Origin of the sequence: Rhodococcus sp. IEGM 1408, assembly GCF_033142235.1 — a bacterium.
GTDB lineage: Bacteria > Actinomycetota > Actinomycetes > Mycobacteriales > Mycobacteriaceae > Dietzia.
Genome location: NZ_JAWLRW010000011.1, coordinates 1 through 21,394, shown reverse-complemented (window position 1 = coordinate 21,394; position 21,394 = coordinate 1). Strand labels below are relative to the sequence as shown.

The 21,394-nt window shown below is 71.5% G+C and carries 22 protein-coding genes and 1 tRNA gene; all 23 read right to left on the bottom strand.

Features of this window, described 5'->3' with window-relative positions; all coding sequences use genetic code 11:
• Nucleotides 1-3 precede the first annotated feature (3 nt).
• Nucleotides 4-1,635, bottom strand: coding sequence for a polyamine aminopropyltransferase (locus tag R4P08_RS15695; RefSeq protein ID WP_411741221.1), 1,632 nt, complete (start codon nucleotides 1,633-1,635; stop codon nucleotides 4-6).
• Between the two features lie 4 nt (nucleotides 1,636-1,639).
• Nucleotides 1,640-2,080, bottom strand: coding sequence for a DUF350 domain-containing protein (locus R4P08_RS15690; RefSeq protein ID WP_317814835.1), 441 nt, complete (start codon nucleotides 2,078-2,080; stop codon nucleotides 1,640-1,642).
• Nucleotides 2,081-2,123: 43 nt separating this feature from the next.
• A complete protein-coding gene (locus R4P08_RS15685; RefSeq protein WP_317814834.1) occupies nucleotides 2,124-2,543 on the bottom strand; it encodes a DUF4247 domain-containing protein in 420 nt (139 codons plus the stop codon).
• Nucleotides 2,540-3,118, bottom strand: coding sequence for a DUF2617 family protein (locus tag R4P08_RS15680; protein ID WP_317814833.1), 579 nt, complete (start codon nucleotides 3,116-3,118; stop codon nucleotides 2,540-2,542). The genes R4P08_RS15685 and R4P08_RS15680 overlap by 4 nt, the downstream gene beginning before the upstream one ends.
• Nucleotides 3,115-3,741 (bottom strand): DUF4178 domain-containing protein, encoded by a 627-nt coding sequence (locus R4P08_RS15675; protein ID WP_317814832.1) that lies wholly within the window; start codon nucleotides 3,739-3,741, stop codon nucleotides 3,115-3,117. The genes R4P08_RS15680 and R4P08_RS15675 overlap by 4 nt, the downstream gene beginning before the upstream one ends.
• A 193-nt stretch (nucleotides 3,742-3,934) precedes the next feature.
• A tRNA-Pro gene (locus tag R4P08_RS15670) sits at nucleotides 3,935-4,008 on the bottom strand.
• Nucleotides 4,009-4,079: 71 nt separating this feature from the next.
• On the bottom strand, nucleotides 4,080-5,549 hold the full coding sequence (gene der / locus R4P08_RS15665; RefSeq protein ID WP_411741220.1) for a ribosome biogenesis GTPase Der: 1,470 nt from the start codon (nucleotides 5,547-5,549) through the stop codon (nucleotides 4,080-4,082).
• On the bottom strand, nucleotides 5,546-6,235 hold the full coding sequence (gene cmk / locus R4P08_RS15660) for a (d)CMP kinase (protein WP_317814899.1): 690 nt from the start codon (nucleotides 6,233-6,235) through the stop codon (nucleotides 5,546-5,548). Before cmk ends, der begins: the two co-directional genes overlap by 4 nt.
• Before the next feature lie 77 nt (nucleotides 6,236-6,312).
• The gene (locus R4P08_RS15655) at nucleotides 6,313-7,071 is read right to left on the bottom strand and encodes a pseudouridine synthase (RefSeq protein ID WP_317814831.1); all 759 of its coding nucleotides are present in this window, start codon (nucleotides 7,069-7,071) and stop codon (nucleotides 6,313-6,315) included.
• Between the two features lie 7 nt (nucleotides 7,072-7,078).
• Nucleotides 7,079-7,834 (bottom strand): SMC-Scp complex subunit ScpB, encoded by a 756-nt coding sequence (scpB, locus tag R4P08_RS15650; protein WP_411741219.1) that lies wholly within the window; start codon nucleotides 7,832-7,834, stop codon nucleotides 7,079-7,081.
• A gap of 82 nt (nucleotides 7,835-7,916) precedes the next feature.
• On the bottom strand, nucleotides 7,917-8,756 hold the full coding sequence (locus R4P08_RS15645; protein WP_411741225.1) for a segregation and condensation protein A: 840 nt from the start codon (nucleotides 8,754-8,756) through the stop codon (nucleotides 7,917-7,919).
• 44 nt (nucleotides 8,757-8,800) lie between these two features.
• The gene (locus tag R4P08_RS15640; RefSeq protein WP_317814896.1) at nucleotides 8,801-9,676 is read right to left on the bottom strand and encodes a ParA family protein; all 876 of its coding nucleotides are present in this window, start codon (nucleotides 9,674-9,676) and stop codon (nucleotides 8,801-8,803) included.
• A 70-nt stretch (nucleotides 9,677-9,746) separates the two neighbouring features.
• Complete coding sequence (locus R4P08_RS15635; RefSeq protein WP_317814830.1) at nucleotides 9,747-10,697, bottom strand: site-specific tyrosine recombinase XerD; 951 nt, start codon at nucleotides 10,695-10,697, stop codon at nucleotides 9,747-9,749.
• Between the two features lie 14 nt (nucleotides 10,698-10,711).
• On the bottom strand, nucleotides 10,712-11,281 hold the full coding sequence (locus R4P08_RS15630; protein WP_317814829.1) for an NUDIX hydrolase: 570 nt from the start codon (nucleotides 11,279-11,281) through the stop codon (nucleotides 10,712-10,714).
• A 5-nt stretch (nucleotides 11,282-11,286) separates the two neighbouring features.
• Nucleotides 11,287-13,047 (bottom strand): CTP synthase, encoded by a 1,761-nt coding sequence (locus R4P08_RS15625; RefSeq protein ID WP_317814828.1) that lies wholly within the window; start codon nucleotides 13,045-13,047, stop codon nucleotides 11,287-11,289.
• Between the two features lie 76 nt (nucleotides 13,048-13,123).
• On the bottom strand, nucleotides 13,124-14,056 hold the full coding sequence (locus R4P08_RS15620; RefSeq protein WP_317814827.1) for a copper transporter: 933 nt from the start codon (nucleotides 14,054-14,056) through the stop codon (nucleotides 13,124-13,126).
• Nucleotides 14,053-15,225, bottom strand: a complete 1,173-nt coding sequence (steA, locus tag R4P08_RS15615; protein WP_317814826.1) for a putative cytokinetic ring protein SteA — start codon at nucleotides 15,223-15,225, stop codon at nucleotides 14,053-14,055. The genes R4P08_RS15620 and steA overlap by 4 nt, the downstream gene beginning before the upstream one ends.
• A gap of 59 nt (nucleotides 15,226-15,284) precedes the next feature.
• Nucleotides 15,285-17,030, bottom strand: a complete 1,746-nt coding sequence (gene recN, locus R4P08_RS15610; RefSeq protein ID WP_317814825.1) for a DNA repair protein RecN — start codon at nucleotides 17,028-17,030, stop codon at nucleotides 15,285-15,287.
• A gap of 9 nt (nucleotides 17,031-17,039) precedes the next feature.
• Nucleotides 17,040-17,969 (bottom strand): NAD kinase, encoded by a 930-nt coding sequence (locus tag R4P08_RS15605; protein WP_317814824.1) that lies wholly within the window; start codon nucleotides 17,967-17,969, stop codon nucleotides 17,040-17,042.
• A 71-nt stretch (nucleotides 17,970-18,040) separates the two neighbouring features.
• The gene (locus tag R4P08_RS15600) at nucleotides 18,041-18,862 is read right to left on the bottom strand and encodes a TlyA family RNA methyltransferase (RefSeq protein ID WP_317814823.1); all 822 of its coding nucleotides are present in this window, start codon (nucleotides 18,860-18,862) and stop codon (nucleotides 18,041-18,043) included.
• On the bottom strand, nucleotides 18,862-19,068 hold the full coding sequence (locus R4P08_RS15595) for a hypothetical protein (protein WP_317814822.1): 207 nt from the start codon (nucleotides 19,066-19,068) through the stop codon (nucleotides 18,862-18,864). The genes R4P08_RS15600 and R4P08_RS15595 overlap by 1 nt, the downstream gene beginning before the upstream one ends.
• Before the next feature lie 10 nt (nucleotides 19,069-19,078).
• On the bottom strand, nucleotides 19,079-20,077 hold the full coding sequence (locus R4P08_RS15590; protein WP_317814821.1) for an HAD-IIA family hydrolase: 999 nt from the start codon (nucleotides 20,075-20,077) through the stop codon (nucleotides 19,079-19,081).
• A gap of 5 nt (nucleotides 20,078-20,082) precedes the next feature.
• Nucleotides 20,083-21,216 (bottom strand): tetratricopeptide repeat protein, encoded by a 1,134-nt coding sequence (locus tag R4P08_RS15585; RefSeq protein ID WP_317814820.1) that lies wholly within the window; start codon nucleotides 21,214-21,216, stop codon nucleotides 20,083-20,085.
• Between the last annotated feature and the right edge of the window lie 178 nt (nucleotides 21,217-21,394).

The following is a 21,394-nucleotide window of genomic DNA, read 5'->3' as shown; positions in this document are numbered from 1 at the left end:
GGGTCAGCGTTCGTAGCGGGTGTCGTCGAGGATCCTCGGCCGGTCCAGCGTCGAGGGCTCGAGGTTCATCGGTGCCACGTCGCCACCGAACTCGGCGGCGGCCTCCAGGACGCCGGCGTCGAGGTACCGGAGGTCGACGACGTCGGCGCGCAGTCGCAGGTCCGGCGGCGTCCCGTCCTTCGACGCGAGGACGAACCCCCAGTCCCCGAACGTCGGGACGTGGACGTGGTACGGGGTCGTGCCCCACCCTGCAGACCTCACGGTCGACGCGGTCCGCCAGAACTGGTTGGGCGTGGAGTACGGACTGCCGGACTGGACCACCATCAGCCCGTCGTCCCGGACCACCTGCCGGACCAAGCCGTAGAACTCGCGGGAGTACAGACGGGACAACGCGGGGCTCCGCGGGTCGGGCAGGTCCACCAGAACCGCGCCGAACCCACCGGCGGGCACCGCCCCGTCGCCGCCCCGGCGCAGCCAGGCAAACGCGTCGTCGACGACCACGTCCACCCTCGGGTCGTCGAGCGCGCCCCCGTTGTCCGCGCGCAGGTCCGTCCGCGCGATCTCCAGGACCGCGGGATCGAGCTCCACCTGCACCACCCGGCTGATCCCGGGGACCTCGAGCAGATCCCGGGCCGCCAGTCCGTCTCCGCCGCCCAGCACCAGTACGTCTCTCGGGCGGCCGGCGACGGCGGGTTGGACCAGCGATTCGGTGTACCGGTACTCGTCGAGGCTCGAGTACTGGAGCGTGCCGTCGAGGTAGAGGCGACGGTCCGTGCGGCCGTTGTACCGCGCCCGGGTGACGACGATCTCCTGGTAGGCGGACTGCGTGTGCACGATCACGGGGTCCGGGTACAGGCGCGCCCGGGACCACTCCGTCACGTCGTCCACGACCACGAGGAGCGCTCCGAGCAGGGCGGCGACGAGGGCCAGGATCAGGGCTGCGGCGATCGACCGCGCGCGGGAGAGGAAGTGGCGCAGCACGACCGCCAGGAGGATCGCGGCGGCGGCGAGGTTCACGAGCCCGGTGACGGCCGCGGCCTGCTGCATCCCCATGGTCGGCAGGAGGAGAAACGGCCACAATAGGCCACCCACGACCGCCCCCAGGTAATCGGCGGCGTTGAGGTTCGCCAGCGTCCGCCCGGACTCCTCCGCCCCGCTCCGTCGGCCCGTCTGCAGTAGCGCCATGAGCAGCGGCACCTCCGCTCCGACGAGGGCACCGATCGCCGCGGTGGCCAGGACGAGGACCACCAGGGAACCGGTCTGCGACCCCAACGTGGTGAAGGTGACGTACAGCGCCGTCGCCGAGACTCCCCCGACAAAGCCCAGCGCGGTCTCGACCCCCACGAAGGTCGATGCCGCGCGGTCGACGAACGGCTTGGCGAGCAGTGCGCCCAGGCCGAGGGCGGCGACGTATCCGGCCACGATGAGACTCGTCGCGACGATCCCCCCGCCCTGGACCGTCGTCGCGAGGGTGAGCAGCGCCAGCTCGTAGATGAGACCGCACGCCGCGCACGCGGCCACCGCGGCCAGGACGATGGGGCGCCACCACCGCCCGGCCGGGATCCGGGCGCCCGTGCCGCTGACGGACTCCTCGGCGGCCGGCGGCGCGACTGCCCCCTGCTCGGGCGCGGTCACGGGCTCAGGCAATGGCTGCGGCGTTGACCGCGGCCACGGCGACGAGGGTCGCCGCCACGGCGAGCGAGGCGGTGCTGAACGTGGGCGAGGCCACGAGGTCGCGGAACCTGCCCGGCACGACGAGTTCGAGGATCACCAGCGTGACGGCCTGGAAGGCGACGCCGAGCAGGCCGTAGACCACGACGTCCACCAGACCCCACGCGAGCTCGTCGGAGGCGTTCACCATCACCGTGACCACGATGATCGCCAGCGCCAGGGCCGAGGCCGCCTGGAGGGCCGCGGCGTTGGGCCGGTGGTCCACAAAGACGTGCTGACGCAGACTGCCCGGGGTGAGCAGGTCGAGCACGACAAAGCCGACGGCCAGCACGAGGGCGCCGACCCCGAAGTACGCCAGGGACACTCCGATTCCGTCGAGCAGGTCGGGGAGGTGGTCGGCCAGATTCACGATATTTCCTTTGGTGTCAGGCCCGCAGGGCCGGTCGGGATGGTCACTTTGCGCCGAAACCGCCGGAGCTGCCGCCCGAGGAGCTCGCCGGGCTCCTGGGCCCGAAGGCGCCGCCGAGGAACAGGAACCCGCCGGAGCGCAGCGTCCGGGAGTTCTGGTCCAGCTGGACCCGGCACCTCATCGCTCCCGAGGGGCCGACGAGGATCATGTCGTCGCCGTACCGCAGGTACTCGGTCTGGTCCTGCTGCCCACTCCCGTCCGGGCGCTCGTGGGCCGTGATGTCGGCGACGGTGGCGGCCTTGTCCCCGCGGCACTCGTAGGTGTTGGAGGCGCCCGCCACCGGCGTGTAGTTCTCCCGCACGTACCGCACCGCGTTGGTGCCGGCGGCCACCAGGACCAGCCCGAGCAGGATCACCATGACCCCGCCGACCAGGGCGATGATCCACCCGCGGTAGCGGTTCATGACGCCACCTCTACTCGCGAGTCGGTGAGTGCCACCTCGAGCCGGGACACGGTGGTCACGACCTCACCGCCGGCTCCCGCCGCGTCGGCGTCGGCCACCGGGTAGAGGTGCCATGTGCGCCACCGCCATCCCGCCGGTTCCGCCGTCGCCGACACCACGGTGAGCGCGCCCTCGGCACCGGGGAAGCGTCCCGCGAGGACCTCGGGCCCGGAGTCCGCGAGGGCGGTCAACTGCTCCACCATCGCCGCAAAGGCCTCGGGCGACAGCGTCTCCACGGCTCCCCGGAGGTGGTGGGTGCCCCACGGTCCGGGGTGGAGCGCCCCCACCGACGGCAACCCGTCGGCCGAGGTGGACGCCCGGCACGAGACCTCTTCGGTGACGGTGTCCCGTCCATCGACCACGAGGGTGACGGCGTGGGACGCGCCGAGGATCGACAACCGTAGTGCGGCGGCGTGCTGCGGGTGCTCGAGGAGCACTGTCACGAGCGACTCAGGTGCCGGCTGCGTGTCGACGCGGTATCCCAGGGAGGCCGCCGCCACGTCGTCCGGTTCGAGGTCGAGTCGGTGCAGGGTCACGCGGTGTACCCGGGAACGCCGGGGGCGGGCGGGGCCGGGTAGACGGTCATCTCGCCCGGGGAGATCGGCCGACCGGTCGAGACCTCCCACCCGGCGCCGTCCCAGTCCTCGAAGGACAGCAGGGCGCTGCCGTCACCGGTCTGGTAGTCGCGGTACCGCATGCGCCCGCGCTCGGGCAGACCGGTGGTCCCTTCGCACGAGTACTCGGCCTCGCCGGACTCGTCCTCGCGGTGCACCCGGTCGTCGACGACCACCTCGGCCTGTGGGCCCACCCCGAGCCCCTTCCTGGTGACCCACCAGGTCAGCTCAAGTTGACCCTCGTCCTCTTCCACCCCGAGCCACTGCGCGCCGTCACCGCCGTCGAGGAGGTGCTCCCACCACACAAACGATCCCTGCCGGAGCGAGATGGTGCCGCGGACCACGTAGTCGATCCCGCCGTAGGCGACGATCGCGCCGGGACCGAGGTTGCGAGGTCCGAAGCCGTGCACGGGCTGATCGGGGGCGAGAGGGTCACGACGGGGCCCCGGGGCGCTGCTCGCGCGCTCCTTCCTCATCTTGAGGACGATCCCGATGACCGCGACCACCACGACCACCACGCCGATCACGACGAGTAGCTCTCCCACCTTGATTCACCCCTGACAAGAAGTTCACCGCCCGACGGGCACATCCTGCCCGCGGGTCTCCAGACGCCAGGCTAACCCACAGGGACCCCCGGTCCCCGGCCCCACCCGGGGGCCGCGACGCGATGCCCGGGACGGAGGCCCTGGATATGACGAAACCCCAGGTCAGATTTCTCTGACCTGGGGTTTATCTGTGTCGGGCTGACAGGATTCGAACCTGCGACCCCTTGACCCCCAGTCAAGTGCGCTACCAAGCTGCGCCACAGCCCGTCCGCCTCCGCGACTCGCGCGGCGACTGGATCAGACTAGCGCACGCCCCTCGGGACACCCCAATCGCCTGGTCACTTGCGCACCCGCTTCTCCTTGACTCGCACGTTCACGCGCACGGGAGAGCCGTCGAAGTTGAAGGTCTCGCGCAGGCGCCGCTCGAGGAACCGCCGGTAGCCGGCCTCGAGGAAGCCGGTGGAGAAGAACACGAACGTGGGCGGCCGGGTGGTGGCCTGGGTGCAGAACCGGATCCGGGGCAGGCGCCCGCCGCGCATCGGCGGCGGGGTGGCGGCCACGACCTCGGCCATCCACGTGTTGAGCTGACCGGTGGGGATCCGCTTGTCCCACGACTCCAGCGCGGCCTCCATCGCGGGCACGAGCTTGGCCAGGGCGCGGCCGGTCGTGGCGGAGATGTTGACCCGGTGCGCCCAGGTGAGGATCTTGGACAGCTCGCGGTCGATCTCCTTGTCCAGGACGTACCTGCGGTCCTCGTCCACCAGGTCCCACTTGTTGAAGGCGATCACCAGCGCGCGCCCGGCGTCGGCGACCATCGAGATGACCCGCAGGTCCTGCTCGGTGATGGGCTCGGAGGCGTCGAGCAGTAGCACCACGACCTCGGCGGCCTCGATGGCACCGCGGGTCCGGAGCGAGGCGTAGTACTCGTGCCCGTACGCCTGGTTGACCTTGCGCCGCAGTCCGGCGGTGTCCACGAAGCGCCATTCGCGGCCCCCCAGCTCCACGAGCGAGTCCACGGGGTCGACGGTGGTGCCGGCGACGTTGTCCACGACCGACCGCTCCTCCCCCGTGAGCTTGTTGAGCAGGCTCGACTTGCCCACGTTGGGCTTGCCCACCAGCGCCACGCGCCGGGGCACGTCGGTCGCCTCGCGCATGCGGGCCTTGGTGGGCAGCTGCCGCAGGATCTCGTCCAGCAGGTCGGCGCTGCCGCGGCCGTGGGCGGCGGAGATGGCGTAGGGCTGGTCCAGGCCGAGGCCCCAGAACTCGTGCGTCTGCAGCTCCGCCTTCTCGCTGTCGACCTTGTTGACCGCCAGGATCACGGGCGTGGACGCGCGGCGCAGGCTCTTGGCCACCGTCTCGTCCGCCGAGGTGATGCCCACGGTCCCGTCGCACACGAGCACGATCAGGTCGGCGGTGCCCATGGCGATCTCCGCCTGCTGCGCGATGGAGCGGTGCAGGCCCTTGGCGTCCTGCTCCCAGCCACCGGTGTCCTGCACCATGAAGGTGCGGCCGTTCCACAGCGCCTCGTAGGACACGCGGTCCCGGGTCACGCCCGGGACGTCCTCGACCACGGCCTCGCGGCGGCCGATGATGCGGTTGACCAGGGTGGACTTGCCCACGTTGGGGCGTCCCACGATCGCGACGGTGGGCAGGATCTCCACATTGTCGACCTCGGCGCCGATCTCATCGGCCCATTCCGCGGCCACGGAGTCCCAGTCCGTGTCGTCGTTCCAGGCGTCCTCGACGGTCTCCTCGACGGGTCCCGTGGGCAGGTCGAAGTCCGAGTTTTCCCCGTTGGTCCCCATCATGCGTTCCCTTCTGCGGTGTCGCTGCGCGACGTGTCGGTGTCCTCGGCGAGTGCGACCAGTCGGTCGAGCACCTCGTCGAGGGTGAGGTCTGAGGTGTCGATGATGATCGCGTCGGCGGCGGGCCGCAGTGGACTCGCGGCGCGCGTGGAGTCCTTGTGGTCGCGCTCGACCACGGCCGCCAGCACCTCGTCGTAGTCGGCGCGGCGTCCGGCGAGGCGATCCTGGTCGGTGCGGCGTCGGGCCCGGATCTCCGGGCTCGCGGTGAGGTACACCTTCACCTCGGCGTCGGGGAGCACCACCGTGCCGATGTCGCGTCCCTCGAGGACCACGGTGCCGCCGCCGGATGCCAGGCGTCGCTGTAGTTTCACCAGGTTGACCCGGACCTCCGGCACGGCGGAGACCGCCGAGACCCCGGCGGTGACGCGGGCGGTGCGGATCTCCTCGCTCACGTCCTCGCCGCCGAGCAGGATCCGCTCGGACCCGGCGTCGGTGCCGATCTCCATGGGCAGGTCGGCGGAGGACGCGATCACCGCGTCGGCATCGTCCGGATCGATCCCGGCGCGCAGGACCTGCAGGGTCGCCACCCGGTACATCGCGCCGGTGTCGAGGTAGGCGCCGCCGAGGCGCGCGGCCAGCGAGCGGGCGAGCGTGGACTTACCGGTGCCGGCGGGACCGTCGATCGCGATCCGGCGCCGCGGGGACGTTCCCGTCGAGGCGGTCCCGGTCGAGGCGGCCGCTGCCGCGGTGGTCCCTGTCGAGGCGGTCACAGGCCCACCGCCTCGTAGAGGTCCGAGACCTCTTTGCGGTTGAGCTTGCGGAAGGTGCCCGCGCGCTGGTCGCCCAGAGCGACAGCACCGAAGCGCGTCCGCACGAGCGACTCCACGGGGTGCCCGACCTGGTCGAGGAGCCGGCGGACGATGTGCTTGCGCCCCTCGTGGAGCACGATCTTGACCAGCGACCGCCCCTCGTGGACGTCGACGATCGAGAACTGATCGACCTTGGCCGGGCCGTCCTCCAGCTCCACACCGTCGCGCAGCTCCTTGCCGACGCTCCGGCTCACGACGCCGGTCACGGTCGCCAGGTAGGTCTTGGACACCTCGAAGGACGGGTGCATCAGTCGGTGCGAGAGTTCGCCGTCGTTGGTCACCAGGAGCAGGCCCTCGGTGTCGGCGTCGAGCCGTCCCACGTGGAAGAGCCGCTGCCCGGCGTCCACGCGGTCGGCCACGAGGTCGCCCACGCAGCGTCGGCCCATGTCGTCGGACATGGTGGTGTGGTAGCCCCGCGGCTTGTTGAGCGCCAGGTAGACCAGGTCGTCGTCGAGGACGATCCGGGTGCCGTCGACGCGGATCACGGCGGTGGCGGGATCGACCTTGACGCCCATCTCCCGCATGATCTTCCCGTTGACCTCCACGCGCCCGCGGGCGATGAGGTCCTCCGAGGCTCGGCGGGAGGCGATCCCGGCCTGGGCCAGGATCTTCTGGAGGCGGACCGGTGCGCCGTCTCGGCCAGCGGACTCGTTCATGAGTTCGTCACATCTCTTCGTCGTTGTCTTCAGGTGTGGGGTCGGGCGCGGGAGTCCTGCGCCGCCCCAGAGGTATCCGCGGATCGTCCGCGGGATCGTCGCTCATCTCGTCGACCAGGTCGACATCCGGCAACAGCGGAGCGATGTCCGGGAGCTCGTCGAGCGACGTCAGACCTAATCTTTCCAGAAATAGCTCTGTGGTCCTATACAGGATGCCCCCGGTGTCCGCGTCGGTGCCGCATTCCACGGCCAGACCGCGTGCCGCGAGCGTCCGCATGACCCCGTCCACGTTGACCCCGCGGACCGCCGCGATGCGCGACCGGGTGACCGGTTGGCGGTAGGCGATCACCGCCAGGGTCTCCAGCGCGGCGCGGGTGAGGTTCGACCGGGTGCCGTCGGTGAGGAGGCGCTCGACGTACGGGGCGAGCTCCCGACGGGTGTAGAGACGCCAGCCCTCGTCGGACCGCCGCAGGTCCATGCCGCTGCCCTCCGCCGTGAGCTCGTCGCGCCACGCCCGCAGCTCGGCGTCCACCTCTGCCGGGTGGGAGCCGGCCGCCGCCGCCAGTGGCCCCTCGGCCGTCGGCTGGTCCACCACCAGCAGGAGCGCCTCCAGCCGGGCGCGCAACGGCGGCGTGTCCGACCGCTCCACCTCGTCGTCGTACACCTCGTCGTCGGACGCCTCGTCGTCGTGCACCTCGTCGGCGTGCACCTCGTCGTCGCCGCCCGCCGGTTCCCCGGATATCGCGCCCGTGTCCACTGTCACGTCTCCACGTCCACTCTCACGTCCATTCCACTCTCACGTCCATTCCACAGTCACGTCCTCCCCTGTCACGTCCATGGTGCAGTCACGTCCATTCGTCCCTTCCGCGTGTCACCTCGGTGGCGTCGCCGCCCGTCCAACTCACCAACAGGTCGCCCAGCGCCTCGTCCTGGGCGAGCGCCACCGCGCGCGCCCGGTACAACTCCAGGAGGGCGAGGAACCTGGCGACGACGACGAGGGATTCACCGCTCCCCGAGACCAGCTCGCGGAAGTCCACCCATTGTCCCTGTCCCCGGAACTTCAGCAACTCCAGGACGCGGGCGGCCTGCTCGGGGACCGACACCTCGGGTGCGTGGATGTGCCCCAGCCCCACCTCGTCCACCGGCCGGGGCCGGAACGCCACGGCGGCGATGGTGGCGAACTGCTCGGGATCCACGCCCAGTTCCACCTCGGGCAGCAGCTCCAGGAACTCGTCGTCGGGCCCCGCAGTCCGCGGATACGAGTGCCGGGCGGTGCGGTCGAGTTCGGCGAACAGTTCGGCGACCTGGCGGAACGCGCGGAACTGCAGGAGCCGGGCGAAGAGCATGTCGCGCGCCTGCAACAGCGCCAGGTCCTCGAGGTCCTGGACCTCACCGGACGGCACGAGCCGCGCGGTCTTGAGGTCGAGCAGGGTGGCCGCCACCACCAGGAACTCGGTCACCTCCTCGAGCCCGGCCTCCGCCCCCAGATTCCGGGTGTGGGCGATGAACTCGTCGGTGACCGTGTGGATGGCCACCTCGGTCACGTCGAGGCGCCGGGAGTCGATGAGCTTGAGGAGCAGGTCGAACGGGCCGGTGAAGTTGGTCAGGTGGACGGTGAACGCACGCGGGTCCCCGGCCTCGCCCTCATCGCCCCCGGTGCCCGTGATGACCCCGGCCCCCTCCACCGCGCCCACCCCCGGCGGGGGCCCGGACCCGGTCACCGGGCCGGTCACCTGCCGCGCTGGATGACCTCGCGAGCCAGCGCGCGGTATGCCTGCGCACCCGCGGACCTGGGCGCCCACGTGGTGATGGGTTCCCCGGCGACGGTGGTCTCGGGGAACTTGACGGTGCGGGTGACGAGGGTGTCGAAGACCTTGTCGCCGAACACCTCCACGACGCGGCTCAGGACGTCGCGCGCGTGGATGGTCCGGCGGTCGAACATGGTGATGAGGATCCCGGTCAGGCGCACGCGCGGGTTGATGCGGTCGCGCACCTTCTCGATCGTGTCGGTCAGCAGCGCCAGGCCGCGCAGGGAGAAGTACTCGCACTCCATCGGGATGAGCACACCGTCGGAGCAGGCCAGCGCGTTGACGGTGAGCAAGCCCAGCGACGGCTGGCAGTCGATCAGGACGTAGTCGTAGCGGTCGAGCACCGGGTACAACGCGCGACTGAGCGACTGCTCGCGACCCACCTCGTTGACCAGCTGGATCTCCGCGGCCGACAGGTCGATGTTCGCGGGGATGAGGTCCACGCCCTCCACCCGGGTGCGGACCAGCACCTCCTCCGTGGACACGGAGTGGTCCACCAGGAGGTTGTAGACGGTCAGGTCGAGCTCATGGTGCGGGATACCCAGGCCCGCCGACAGCGCGCCCTGGGGGTCGAGGTCCACCACCAGCACCCTGCGGCCGTACTCGGCCAGCGCGGCCGCCAGGTTGATCGTGCTGGTGGTCTTGCCGACGCCACCCTTCTGGTTGCACATGGAGATCACCACGGCCGGCCCGTGGGTGGTGAGCGGCTGCGGCTCGGGGATCGCGGAGAATCCCTCGCCGGCCGCCGGGTCGCCGGCTCCCAGGAGCTCCGCGCGGGAGAACAGTGCGGGATCCATGGTCCCAGAGTCCTGCGCCACCCGCGTCTCCTCTCGCTCGTCCTGCTCGCTGGTCGTACCCCCGGTCACGTTACCGTGCTCTGGGGTGGCACTCGGCCCAGACCTCGCGGAGCGTCTCCACGGTGACGAGGGTGTACACCTGCGTGGTGGTGACCGAGGCGTGGCCCAGCAGCTCCTGGACCACCCGGATGTCGGCCCCGCCGTCCAGCAGGTGGGTGGCGAAGGAGTGCCGGAACGAGTGCGGTGAGACGTCCTCTGCCACGCCGGCCCGCTCGGCGGCCACCGTCACCACGTTCCACAGGGTCTGCCGGGTGACCCGCCCGCCGCGGGTGTTGAGGAACAACGCCGGTCCCCCCTTCCCCGCGAGGGCGGGCCGCGCGCGCACCAGATATGCGCCGACGGCGATGCAGGCGGGGCGCCCGACCGGGACCACGCGCTCCTTGCCGCCCTTGCCGCGCAGGATCACCGTGCCGCCGTCCGGGTGGTCGAGGCCGTCGACGTCGTCCACGTCGAGGCCCACGAGTTCGGCCGCCCGCGCCCCGGTGGCGTAGAGCAGCTCGAGCATCGCCCGGTCCCGCAGCCGCGCGGGGTCGGTGTCCACCTCGGTGCCGCCCGCGGCCTCGATCACGGCGATGATCCGGCCCACCGGCAGCGCCTTGGGCAGCCGCCGGGGTGGGCGGGGCGGTGTGACCGCCGCCGCGACGTCTGTCGGGGTCACCCCGTCCCGGGTGGCGAAGCGGTGCACACCGCGGACCGCCGCCAGCGCCCGCGCCACGGAACTCGGCGCAAGCGCCCGCCGGCCCGTGTCCGGATCGGCCGTGGCGAGCCGCGCGCGGAAGTCCTCCACGTGCGACTCGGTCACCGCCCCGAGGTCACCGACGCCCGAGTCCGCGAGGTACTCGCGGTACCTGGCCAGGTCGCGCCGGTACGCGGCCAGCGTGTGGACGGAGGCCCCCTTCTCGACGGCGAGGTGGTCCAGGTACCCGCGGATCTGGACTGCTGCGCCACCCACCGGCGTCATCGCGGTGTGCCCCGTCAGGACCGGGCGGTCATCGCCCGCGCGGCGAGGATCCCGGCCACGGCGATGCCGTTGACGATCCGACCGTCGAGGACGGCCTCGACCGCGTCGGCGAACGGCATGCGCTCGACCGACATGTCCGCCTCCTCGTGCTCCGCCTCGGGCCGGGCGACCTCGCGGAGCCCGGTGGCCAGGAACACGTGGACGCGCTCGGTGCAGAAGCCCGGGGAGGGAACGATCGAGATCACCGGCTCCCAGGAATCCGCCTCCAGGCCGGTCTCCTCGACCAGCTCGCGGCGCCCGGTCTCCAGGGGTTCCTCACCCTCGACGTCGCACAGTCCGGCCGGCAGCTCCAGGAGCCGCTCCCCCACCGCGTGGCGGTACTGGCGGACCAGCGTGATCCGGTCCTCACTGTCGAGCGCGATCACCGCGACCGCGTCGTCGTGCCCGCAGATCTCCCGGTCGGCGGTGCCCCCACCGGGCATGGTGAGGGTGTCCACCCGGAGCCGCACGACCCGGCCGTCGAAGATCTCGCGACTGGCGACGGTCCGGTAGTCGTGCGATCCGGGGGCACCCGGGCCGGACACCGCGCTCAGCTCCCGTCCGAGCGGACGTCGGAGGTCAGCTCGGACTCGGAGGCGCCCTCCGCGTCTGCCTGATCGGTTCGCCACGGCTCGACCGGCAGACGCATCTCGTTCTCGTAGGCCAGGGAGGCCTCGATGAACGCGGCGAACAACGGGTGCGGACGCGTCGGGCGGGACTTGTACTCCGGGTGGGCCTGGGTGGCCACGAAGAACGGGTGCTGCTCCTTCGGGTACTCCACGAACTCCACCAGGTGGCCGTCGGGCGAGGTGCCCGAGAACCGCAGACCGGATTCGGCGATCGTGTCGCGGTAGGCGTTGTTGACCTCGAACCGGTGCCGGTGGCGCTCCGAGATCTCGGTGGCCCCGTACGCCTCGGCGACGACCGAGCCCTTGGTGAGCACGGCCGGGTAGGCGCCCAGGCGCATCGTCCCGCCGAGGTCGGCGTTACCGGCGACGGCCTCGACCTGGTCGGCCATCGTGGAGATCACCGGGTGCTCGGTGTCCGGATCGAACTCCGTCGACGAGGCGCCCTCGAGTCCCACCGACCGGGCGGCCTCGATCACCGAGCACTGCAGCCCCAGGCACAGGCCGAGCAGCGGGATGCGGTTCTTGCGCGACCACGAGATGGCGCCGAGCTTGCCCTCGATGCCGCGGATGCCGAAGCCGCCGGGAATCAGCATGCCGTCGACGCCCCGGAGGGCCTCGCGCGCGCCGGCCTCGGTCGCGCACAGGTCCGACTGGACCCAGCGGATGTTGACCCGTGCCTGGTGGGCGAAGCCGCCGGCGCGCAGCGCCTCGGTCACCGAGAGGTAGGCGTCGGGCAGGTCGATGTACTTGCCCACCAGAGCGATCTCGACCACTTCGCGGGGCTCGTGCACGCGCTGGAGCAGATCGCCCCAGACGGTCCAGTCCACGTCGCGGAACGGGAGGCTGAGCTTGCGGATGACGTGGGTGTCCAGGTGCTCGTTGAAGAGCACCTTGGGGATGTCGTAGATGCTCGGCGCGTCGGGGGTGGAGACCACGCCTTCGAGGTCCACGTCGCACATCAGCGCGATCTTGGCCTTGAGCCCGTCCGGGACGTCCCGGTCGCACCGCAGCACCAGACCGTCCGGCACGATGCCGATCGACCGCAGCGCGGCCACGGAGTGCTGGGTGGGCTTGGTCTTGAGCTCGCCCGACGGCGCGAGGTACGGCACCAGCGAGACGTGCAGGAAGAAGATGTTCTCGCGGCCGACCGAGTGGCGGACCTGCCGGCAGGCCTCGAGGAACGGCTGGGACTCGATGTCGCCGACCGTGCCGCCGACCTCGGTGATCACGACGTCGGGGCGCCGTCCCTCCTCGTCGGGGTCGCCCATCGCGAGGATGCGTTCCTTGATCGCGTCGGTGATGTGCGGGATCACCTGGACCGTGTCGCCGAGGTACTCGCCGCGGCGCTCCTTGGCGATCACCGCCGAGTACACCTGGCCGGTGGTCACGTTGGCGTTGGCGCTCAGGTCGCGGTCGAGGAACCGCTCGTAGTGACCCAGGTCCAGGTCCGCCTCCGCGCCGTCCTCGGTGACGAACACCTCACCGTGCTGGAACGGGTTCATCGTTCCCGGGTCGACGTTGATGTACGGGTCCAGCTTCTGCATGGTCACGCGGAGCCCGCGGGAGGTGAGAAGCTGCCCCAGGCTCGATGCGGTGAGCCCCTTACCCAGGGACGATGCCACGCCGCCGGTGACGAAGATGTGCTTTGTCGCGGACCGCGACGCGGCTCGATTCAGTGCCAAGGGGACTCCCGTGTCAAGACGCCGGAATGAATGAAAGCTGGTGTGGCTCCGGTTCACCCCACGGGACTTCAGGCTATCACTGTGCGGGGGCGGTGGGGACCGACGGCACCGCCGCAGTGGCATCCGTCCGCAGACCGTAGTGTCCCTGCTTCCGTGCGAGCTGCTCCGCGAGGGCGAGCCCGGTGGCCAGTCGTCCCGCGTCGGAGCCCGCCGTGTCGACCGTCGAGACACCCTCCTCGCCGGCGGAGCGCAACACGGTGACCGCGTTGTCCCGCTCCCCCTGAGCCAGTTGGGCGGCGACCACCACGCCGGCCCCCTCGCTGTCGAGGGTCCGCGCGAACGAGGCCAGCCGCACGGCGGTCGCCTCGTCCCGGGCGGGTCCGGTCACGATCAGGGCCAGCTGGCCGGGGCGCAGCGTGCCGGGTTCGAACCCGATCACCCCGGCGTCGGACAGTGTCGTGAGGACCGTCGCGCGGTCGACGTCGCGCAGGTGCGGTCTGGCGTCCTCCGTGCGGAGTAGCCCGGCCCGGCCGAGTGCGGTCCCCAGTTGGGTACCGAGGTCGGCGTCGGTGGCCGGCGCGGTCCCGATCGGGAGGTTGGCCACGAGCGCCTGGATCTCGGCGTCGGCGGCCGGGTCGACCGCCTTGTCGGTGAGCGTCACCCGCCCGGCATCGACGCCGCCCGCCGCGCTGATCGTCTCCACGGCGGCGTCCACGTCCTCCTCGGCGGCGCCGGGCGCCACCACCACCAGAACGGGCCGCCCGTCGAGCACGCCGTCCAGCACGGACGGGGCGAGAGTTCCGGCCATGGCATCCAGACGACCCGATACCGAGCGCTCCGCCGCCAGGTCGTCCTCCACGGTCTCGAGCCGCGCCGTCGTCGTCTCCTCGCGGTCGACCACCGCGTCCCGGATCGACGTCGCCACCGACGTCGACCCCAGGACCACCCCCATCGCCAGGGCGAGGAAGACGGCGACCAACGTCAGGACGTGGCGACGCAGCGAGATCAACGGATCAGTCCCTGAACCCAGAGCGCGAAGGTGTTCCACATGTCGACGGCCCAGATCAGCAGGTCCTGGGCGGAGTCGCGGGCGACCACCACGGCGGCCACCGCCACCAGGGCGGCCAGGACCACCAGGGCCATCCCGATCCCGGCGCCGCGCGAGCGGTAGAGGGTCGCGCACGCCCCGGCGTGGACGAGTCGTGACGAGACCGCAGTGTCGACCATCGTCGAGGACGGCGCGGAATCCGAGCCGAAGGCGTTCTCGAGCCCACGCTCGTCGCCGGTGACCACGATCATCTCGGCGCCGCCGTGGAACGCCAGCAGCAGCGCCATGTCCCGGGCGGTGGCCGCGGCCGGGAAGGTGGTGGCGCCGACGCCCAGTTCCGTGACGCGCTCGAGCCCCTCGGCCCGGCCGTCGCGGTCGGCGGGGACCACCAGGACCGCACCGTCGGTGAGGACCTCGTCGGAGACGGCCGTGGGGGTGGCGACGACGACGTCGGCGGTCAGCCGGGCCGCGCGCAGCAGCTCGGCCCCGCCGTCCACGCCCACGAGGAGCGGCCGGTACTCCTTGATGAACGGCTTGAGCTCGTGGAGCTGGGATTCCGACGTCAGGTCCCCGGTCACCACCACGACGTGGCGGTCGGTGAACACGACGTCGATCTCGGGCAGACCTTCACCGTCGAGGAGCAACGGGTGCTCGAGGCTGAGGAACTCCGTGGCGTTGGCCAGGTGCGCGAGCGCCGACTCGATGTAGCCGGTCTCGGCCGCGTCGACCTCGGCGAGCAGCGTGGCGGGGCCCGCCTCGCGCCCGCTGGCGAGCTCGCCCTCGCCCTTGACGGAGTAGACCACGCCCTCGTCGATGCGCACGCGGGTGCCGTCGTCGACGGCGGACAGGTCGGCGTCCTCGACGACCGGGATCGTCGACGCGGCGAGGGTCCGGAACGCGGCGCGGGGCAGCATCTCCTCCCCGGAGCGGGGGACGTGGACGACGGCGGCGACGCCGGCCTCGACCAGCGCGCGGGCGGTCTCCGGCGACGCCCGGTTGAGGTCGAGGACGGCCACATCCTTGGCGCCGAGCTTCCTGGGAACAGGCGACCCCGTCCGGATCTGGCGGACGGTGCCGACCACACCGGCGAGCTCGTTGGAACGGCGATTGAGGAGACCCGACATCTTCATGTGCACGAGTATCACGCGTGTGATTCAAGTGACGCCGGAGGTCGCGTCGGCGTGTCGGGTTAACGGTCGACTTGAGCTTGAGACTTCTCCGCCCGCGCCTTCGTCAACAGCTCCTCCGCGTGCGCGAGGCCGGTGTCGGTGTCCTCCATCCCCGCGAGCATCCGGGCCAGTTCGGTCACCCTGCCGGCGTCGTCGACCGAGCGCACGCCCGACACCACGCCGGCGCCCCCGGCGGAGTCGCCGCTCTTGTTCACCACGAGGTGGGTGTCCGCGTAAGCGGCGACCTGGGCCAGGTGCGTCACCGCGATCACCTGGTGTGTCCGGGCCAGGATGGCCAGTCGCTTGCCGATGCTCAGCGCGGCGCGGCCGCCCACGCCGGCGTCGACCTCGTCGAACACCAGGGTCCCGCCCCCGGAGCGCTCGGCCAGCACCACCTCCAACGCCAGCATCACCCGGGACAGCTCGCCCCCGGAGGCCCCCTTGCCCAGCGGGACCACGCCCGACGGTCCGTCCAGCGCCAACTCGACGTCGTCCAGTCCTGACTCGGTCGCGGCGGCGAGTCCGTCGCCCGACGCCCGGACGCGGACGACCAGCCCGATCCCTCCCATGGACAGCTCGGCGAGTTCGGCCGACACCCGCCCCGCCAGGTCGTCCCCGGCGGCCCGGCGGACGGCGGTGAGGGCGGCGCCGCGATCCGCGAGCTCGGTGGCCAGGCGCTCGGCCGCGGCGGTCAGTTCAGCCACCGCGGCATCGGAGGTGTCGACCTCCGACAACCGGACCCGCGCCGTGCGGGCCCACTCGATCACGTCGTCCACGTCGGTGCCGTACTTGCGGGTGAGCGCCTTGAGGTCATGCCGTCGCTCGAGGGCGGAGTCGAGGTCGGCGGCGTCCACCGGGAGGTCGGCCAGATACCGCCCGAGCTCGGTGGCAGCGTCCCCCAGCGCGGCGACCGCCTGCCCGATGCTGGTGGCGATGGGGTCGAGTGCGGGGTCCCCCGCGGCGGCGAGCCGGTGGCGCAGGTGGTCGAGAACGTTGACCACGGGTTCGGCGGACTCCGCGTCGCCGGTCAGCGCCTCGTGGGCCTGCCCCGCGACCTCGCGCAGTTCCTCGGAATCGGTGAGGCGACGGATGACCGCGTCGAGTTCGGCCTCCTCCCCCGGCTTCGGGTCCAGGGCGTCGATCTCCTCGAGGCCCAGACGGAGCATGTCGGCCTCGCGGGCCAGCTCGCGGGCGCGCCCGGTGCGCTCGGCCAGGATGCGCCTCGCCTCCCGCCACTTGTGGAAGACCTCGCGGTAGGCGTCGAGTGCGGCCCGCGCGGCCGCTCCCCCGTGGGAGTCGACCGCCTCGCGCTGCCGGTCGGGTTTGAGCAGGCGGAGCTGGTCGTTCTGGCCGTGGACGGCCAGGACCGGGGCACAGAAGCGGGCGAGCGTACCGGCGGGAACGGACCGCCCGCCCAACCTGGCCCGGGAGCGTCCGTCAGCACCGACCCGACGAGCCGCGATCACCGAACCGTCCTCGTCGAGCTCGACGTCCGCGTCCTCGAGCAGTTCGTCCAGTTCGCGGCGGTCGGCGACGTCCATGGTGGCGGCGGCGGCCAGGTCGAACCGTCCCTCCACCACCGCCTTGTCCGCACCACGGCGGACCCGCCCCGGGTCGGCACGGCCACCGGCCAGGAGCCTCAGGCCCGTGACCACCATCGTCTTACCCGCACCGGTCTCACCGGTGAGGACCGACAGGCCGGGTGCGAAATCGGCGACGGCCTCGTCGATGACGCCGAGTCCGCTGATCCGCAGTTCCGTGAGCACGCACCCACCTTAGGGGAGGGGACGAGCCGCGGACCGACCACGCCACCCCGTCACCGGGAGTTCGAACTTGGTCACCAGCCGGTCGGTGAACGGCGAATCGTCCAGACGCACCCATTTGACCGGGCGCCGACCGCGGATCACCTCGACGCGGCTACCCGCGGGCGCGTCCACCAGGCGGCGCCCGTCGAGCACCACCACGGCAGGTCCCGACCGGACCCCCGTCTCCACGGCGACGCGCGAGCTGGGGGCCACCACCATCGGCCGGGCGAACAGGGCGTGGGCATTGTTGGGCACCACCAGGATGGCGTCGAGTTCCGGCCAGAGGATCGGGCCGCCGGCGGAGAACGCGTAGGCCGTCGAGCCCGTCGGGGTGGACACGAGCATGCCGTCACACCCGTAGTCGCTCACCGGGCGGCCGTCAATCTCCACGGACGCCTCGAGGACCCCCTGGCGGGAGACCTTCTCGATGCTCACCTCGTTGAGCGCCCAGTCCTGACCGAGAACCTTCTCGCCGTGCATGACGGTCGCCTCGACGGTCATCCGCTCGACCACCCGGTAGTCGCGGTCCGCGATCTGCTCGACGACTCCCCTGAGCGAGGAGATCTCGGATTCGGCCAGGAAGCCCACGTGCCCGAGGTTCACACCCAGCACGGGCACGTCGGCGGCGTGGGCATACTGACAGGCACGCAGGAACGTGCCGTCGCCGCCGAGGACCAGGACCAGCTCGCACCCGTCGGCCGCCAGCGGCGTGTTCGCCACCGACTCCACACCGGTCCCGGTCGCCACGCTCCCGCTCGTGCTCTCGAGCATCCGTACCGAGATACCCCGGCTGGCGCACGCATCGACGACCTGGGCGACGATCGCGGCGATGTCCAGTCTCTCGACGTTGGCCTCGAGAAGGATGCGGCGCGAGCCGCCCGCCGGGGGCGCAACCGCCACGGTCGTTCCCGTCTCGGTTACACCTGTGTCGGTCGCTCCCGCCCCGGGCGTCTCCGTCCCGGTGCTGTGCGTCACTGCGGCCCCTCTTCCACGGCGACACGGATGGCATCGACCGCCTGATCTGTCAGCTCCACCGGGCCGCCAGCCTCGGTCCTGCGCAGGTGGAGGAAGTACTCGACGTTGCCGGAGGGACCCGGGAGCGGGCTGGCCACGCAGCCGAGCGGCTCCAGACCCAGTGCCGCCCCCACCCGGGCGACCTCGGTGACCGACTCGATCCGCAGAGCCGGGTCACGGACGACCCCGCCCTGGCCCACGCGTTCGCGGCCCACCTCGAACTGCGGCTTGACCATGGGCAACAGGTCGCCGCCGGGCCGCACGCAGGCGGCGAGAGCCGGCAACACCAGCCGGAGGGAGATGAACGACAGGTCGGAGACCACCACGTCGACCTCACCTCCGATCACCTCGGGGGTGAGCGTGCGCACATTGGTCTTGTCGTGCACGCCGACCCGGTCATCGGTGCGCAGCCGCCACACCAGCTGCCCGTTGCCCACGTCCGCCGCCTCGACGCGTGTGGCGCCGCGGGAGAGCAGCACGTCGGTGAATCCGCCGGTCGAGGCGCCGGCGTCGAGGCACCGCGCCCCCTCGATCGTCACGTCGGCAAAGGTGTCCAACGCCCCGACGAGCTTGTGCGCGCCGCGGGAGGCCCAGTCCGGCCCGTCCGAGGCGGTGAGTGCGATGGACGTGGTGGGTTCGACCTGGGTGGCGGGCTTGGTGGCAGCGACGCCGTTGACGATCACCCGCCCGGTATCGATGAGGTCGCGCGCCCGTTCCCGGCTGTCACACATCTTGCGACGGACGAGTTCGGCGTCCAGTCGCATCCGCTTGGGCGCCATCAGCGCGCGGCGTCCAGTGCGGTGAGTGCCTGCGCGAGCAGCTCATGTGCGGCGTCGAGCGCCTCTACCTGGTGGTCCCGGACAGCACCGTCCACCTCGCCGTCGTCGCCACGAGCAGCGACCGAATCGGCGAGCAGATCGTCGAACGCCGAGCGGAGCTCGGCGACGTCGGGCCCGGGCAGGGGGCTGGGTCCAGGGGTGCTCACGGCGTCCACGCTAGTCGACGACGAGGCCGGCGTCGGCCAGCCGGGACCGCAACTCGTCCCGGGGGTCCCGGATGGCGGTCACCCCGTGGTGCCACGCCTGACGGATGACGCTGCGGGCCAGGTCGATCCCCGCCAGTCGGGGCGGAACGCCGTTCAGGCGCAGTGCACCGTCCACCACCCGGGACTCGAGCTCGGCTGCCCGGTCGATCCGACTGGCCTCCGGAGGCTCTGCGAGCGCCGACAGGTCGTGTGCGAGGTGCGTGGCGCGGCATCGGTCTTCGGCCACGAGCAGGTCAGCCACCCCGTGGACGCCGGTCAGCACCATGAGGGACGTCATCCCGGCAGCCACCGCACCCTGGATATCCGTGTCGAGACGGTCACCCACCACGAGCGGGCGCTGTGCGCCGACGAGTTCTGCCGCGGCCACCAGGACGCCGGCGGCCGGCTTCCCTGCCACCACCGGCTCGCGATCCGTGGCGGCCCGCAGCGCGGCGACCAGGGACCCGTTCCCGGGGAGCAGTCCCCGCTCGGTGGGCAGGGTGGTGTCGACGTTGGAGGCGACCCAGGGCACCCCGCGACGGATCGCGAGGCAGCCCTCCGCCAGGTCCGACCAGGTCAATTCCCGGGACAAGCCCTGCAGGACCGCCTCGGGCCGGTCATCGGCTGACAGGACGACCTCGTAACCCGCGTCCCTTGCCAGGTCACGGAAGCTGTCGTGGCCCACCACGAGGACCTTGGCGCCGGCGGCCACGTGCTCGGCCAGCATCACCACGGCTGCCTGCGCACTCGTCATGACATCGGAGGTCTGCGCGGCGAAACCCAGATCCCTCAGATGTGCGGCGGTGTCGGCCGGCGAACGGCTGGCGTTGTTCGTCACAAAGACAACCGGGAGACCGGAGTGTTCGAGCGCCTCAGCGGCGCCGGGAATCGGCTCGGTGCCGCGGATGAGCGTGCCGTCGAGATCGACGAGAAGGGCGTCGTGAGAGTGGGACAGCGCAGATATCGGCACCCGGACTACCCCTCGAGTTCCGCCAGACGCGCGTGCGCATCCGTGGTGTCATCGGGATCGGCCGACACTGCGTGACCGAACCACTCGGCGGCCTCGTCCCTGCGCCCCGAGGCGAGGAGGACCTCGGCGTAGGCGTAGTCCAACCGCGCTGCGTCCTCCCCCGTGGCATTGGCGTCCAACCCGGCGTCCTGGAGGGTCACCAGCGCCGCGTCGAGCTGGCCCATATCCACCCGGGCGCCGGCCTCCACGATGCGCAACTCCACCAGGTCCTCCCCGGTGAGAAGCTGCGACTCCTCGCCGCGGGCGAGCTCGATCGCCTTCTGGGGGCGCTCCATACCGCGTTCGCAGTCGGCCATCATGGCCAACAGCCCGGGACCGCCGGAGATGCGCCGGGCAGCACGGAGCTCACCCAGTGCCTCCGACCATTCCTTTGAGCGGTAGGCTAGGACGCCGAGGGTCTCGCGAACGACGCCGATCCGACCCGCCCGGTTCTTGGCGGCCCGCCCGTGGGCCAGAGCCAGCGCAGGATCCTCGTCGACGAAGTGCATGGCAGCTACCAGGTGACGGGCCACGAGCTCCGCGTTGGCCTTGTCGAGCCCCCGCAGATCCCGGCGGATCTCCATGTCGAGGTCTGCCGGCTCGATGTCGTCGGGAAGCGCAGGCTCATCGACCCGCGCGGCCTGCCGGGCGTCCTGCCCCGGACGACCTTCCCCACGCCGCTCCATACCCGCCCGGGCACCACCGGTACGACCGTCGCCGCTCCGGCCATCGCTGCCTCGGAAACCGCCACCGGACCGGCCACCACTGGACTGGCCACCACCGCGAGCATCTCCGCGGGGGCTGCTCCCTCGCCTGTCGCCACCGGCACCGCCGCGTCCCAGGCTGGCCCGCGCACCGCCGGCGCGCTGGCCCTCGGTCCGCTGGCCCTCAGCACGAGGACCGTCGGCGCGCTGGGCGCCGCTGCCACGCTCGCTGGACGACGCACCGGCGTCGGATCCGTCGTAGCGCTTGCCGCGTCGCTCACCGTAGGAACTGTTGTCCCTGCGGGGCTGACTGACGGGACCGTCGCCCCTGCGGGGGACGTCCCGATCGCCTCGGCGCGGCGAGGGATCTGACTGGTCTGACCGGGATTCGTTCACGTCGTTCACCTTACGTGCGCCGCGCTGACGGCACTGCAGTCGAAGAAGGGGGATACAAATAAGAAAAGCGGGAGGGACAAAAGTCCCTCCCGCTGATCTTGAAGTTGTGTTCGGCGGTGACCTACTCTCCCACACCCTCACGAGTGCAGTACCATCGGCGCTGGCAGGCTTAGCTTCC

Excerpts from the sequence above, each read along its gene's own strand:
- R4P08_RS15685 (WP_317814834.1), bottom strand. The coding sequence starts at position 2,543 with ATGAACCGCTACCGCGGGTGGATCATCGCCCTGGTCGGCGGGGTCATG.
- der (WP_411741220.1), bottom strand. The coding sequence starts at position 5,549 with ATGATGGGGACCAACGGGGAAAACTCGGACTTCGACCTGCCCACGGGA.
- R4P08_RS15655 (WP_317814831.1), bottom strand. The coding sequence starts at position 7,071 with ATGAACGAGTCCGCTGGCCGAGACGGCGCACCGGTCCGCCTCCAGAAG.
- R4P08_RS15640 (WP_317814896.1), bottom strand. The coding sequence starts at position 9,676 with ATGGATCCCGCACTGTTCTCCCGCGCGGAGCTCCTGGGAGCCGGCGAC.
- R4P08_RS15635 (WP_317814830.1), bottom strand. The coding sequence starts at position 10,697 with ATGACGCCGGTGGGTGGCGCAGCAGTCCAGATCCGCGGGTACCTGGAC.
- steA (WP_317814826.1), bottom strand. The coding sequence starts at position 15,225 with ATGAAGATGTCGGGTCTCCTCAATCGCCGTTCCAACGAGCTCGCCGGT.
- R4P08_RS15600 (WP_317814823.1), bottom strand. The coding sequence starts at position 18,862 with ATGGCGCCCAAGCGGATGCGACTGGACGCCGAACTCGTCCGTCGCAAG.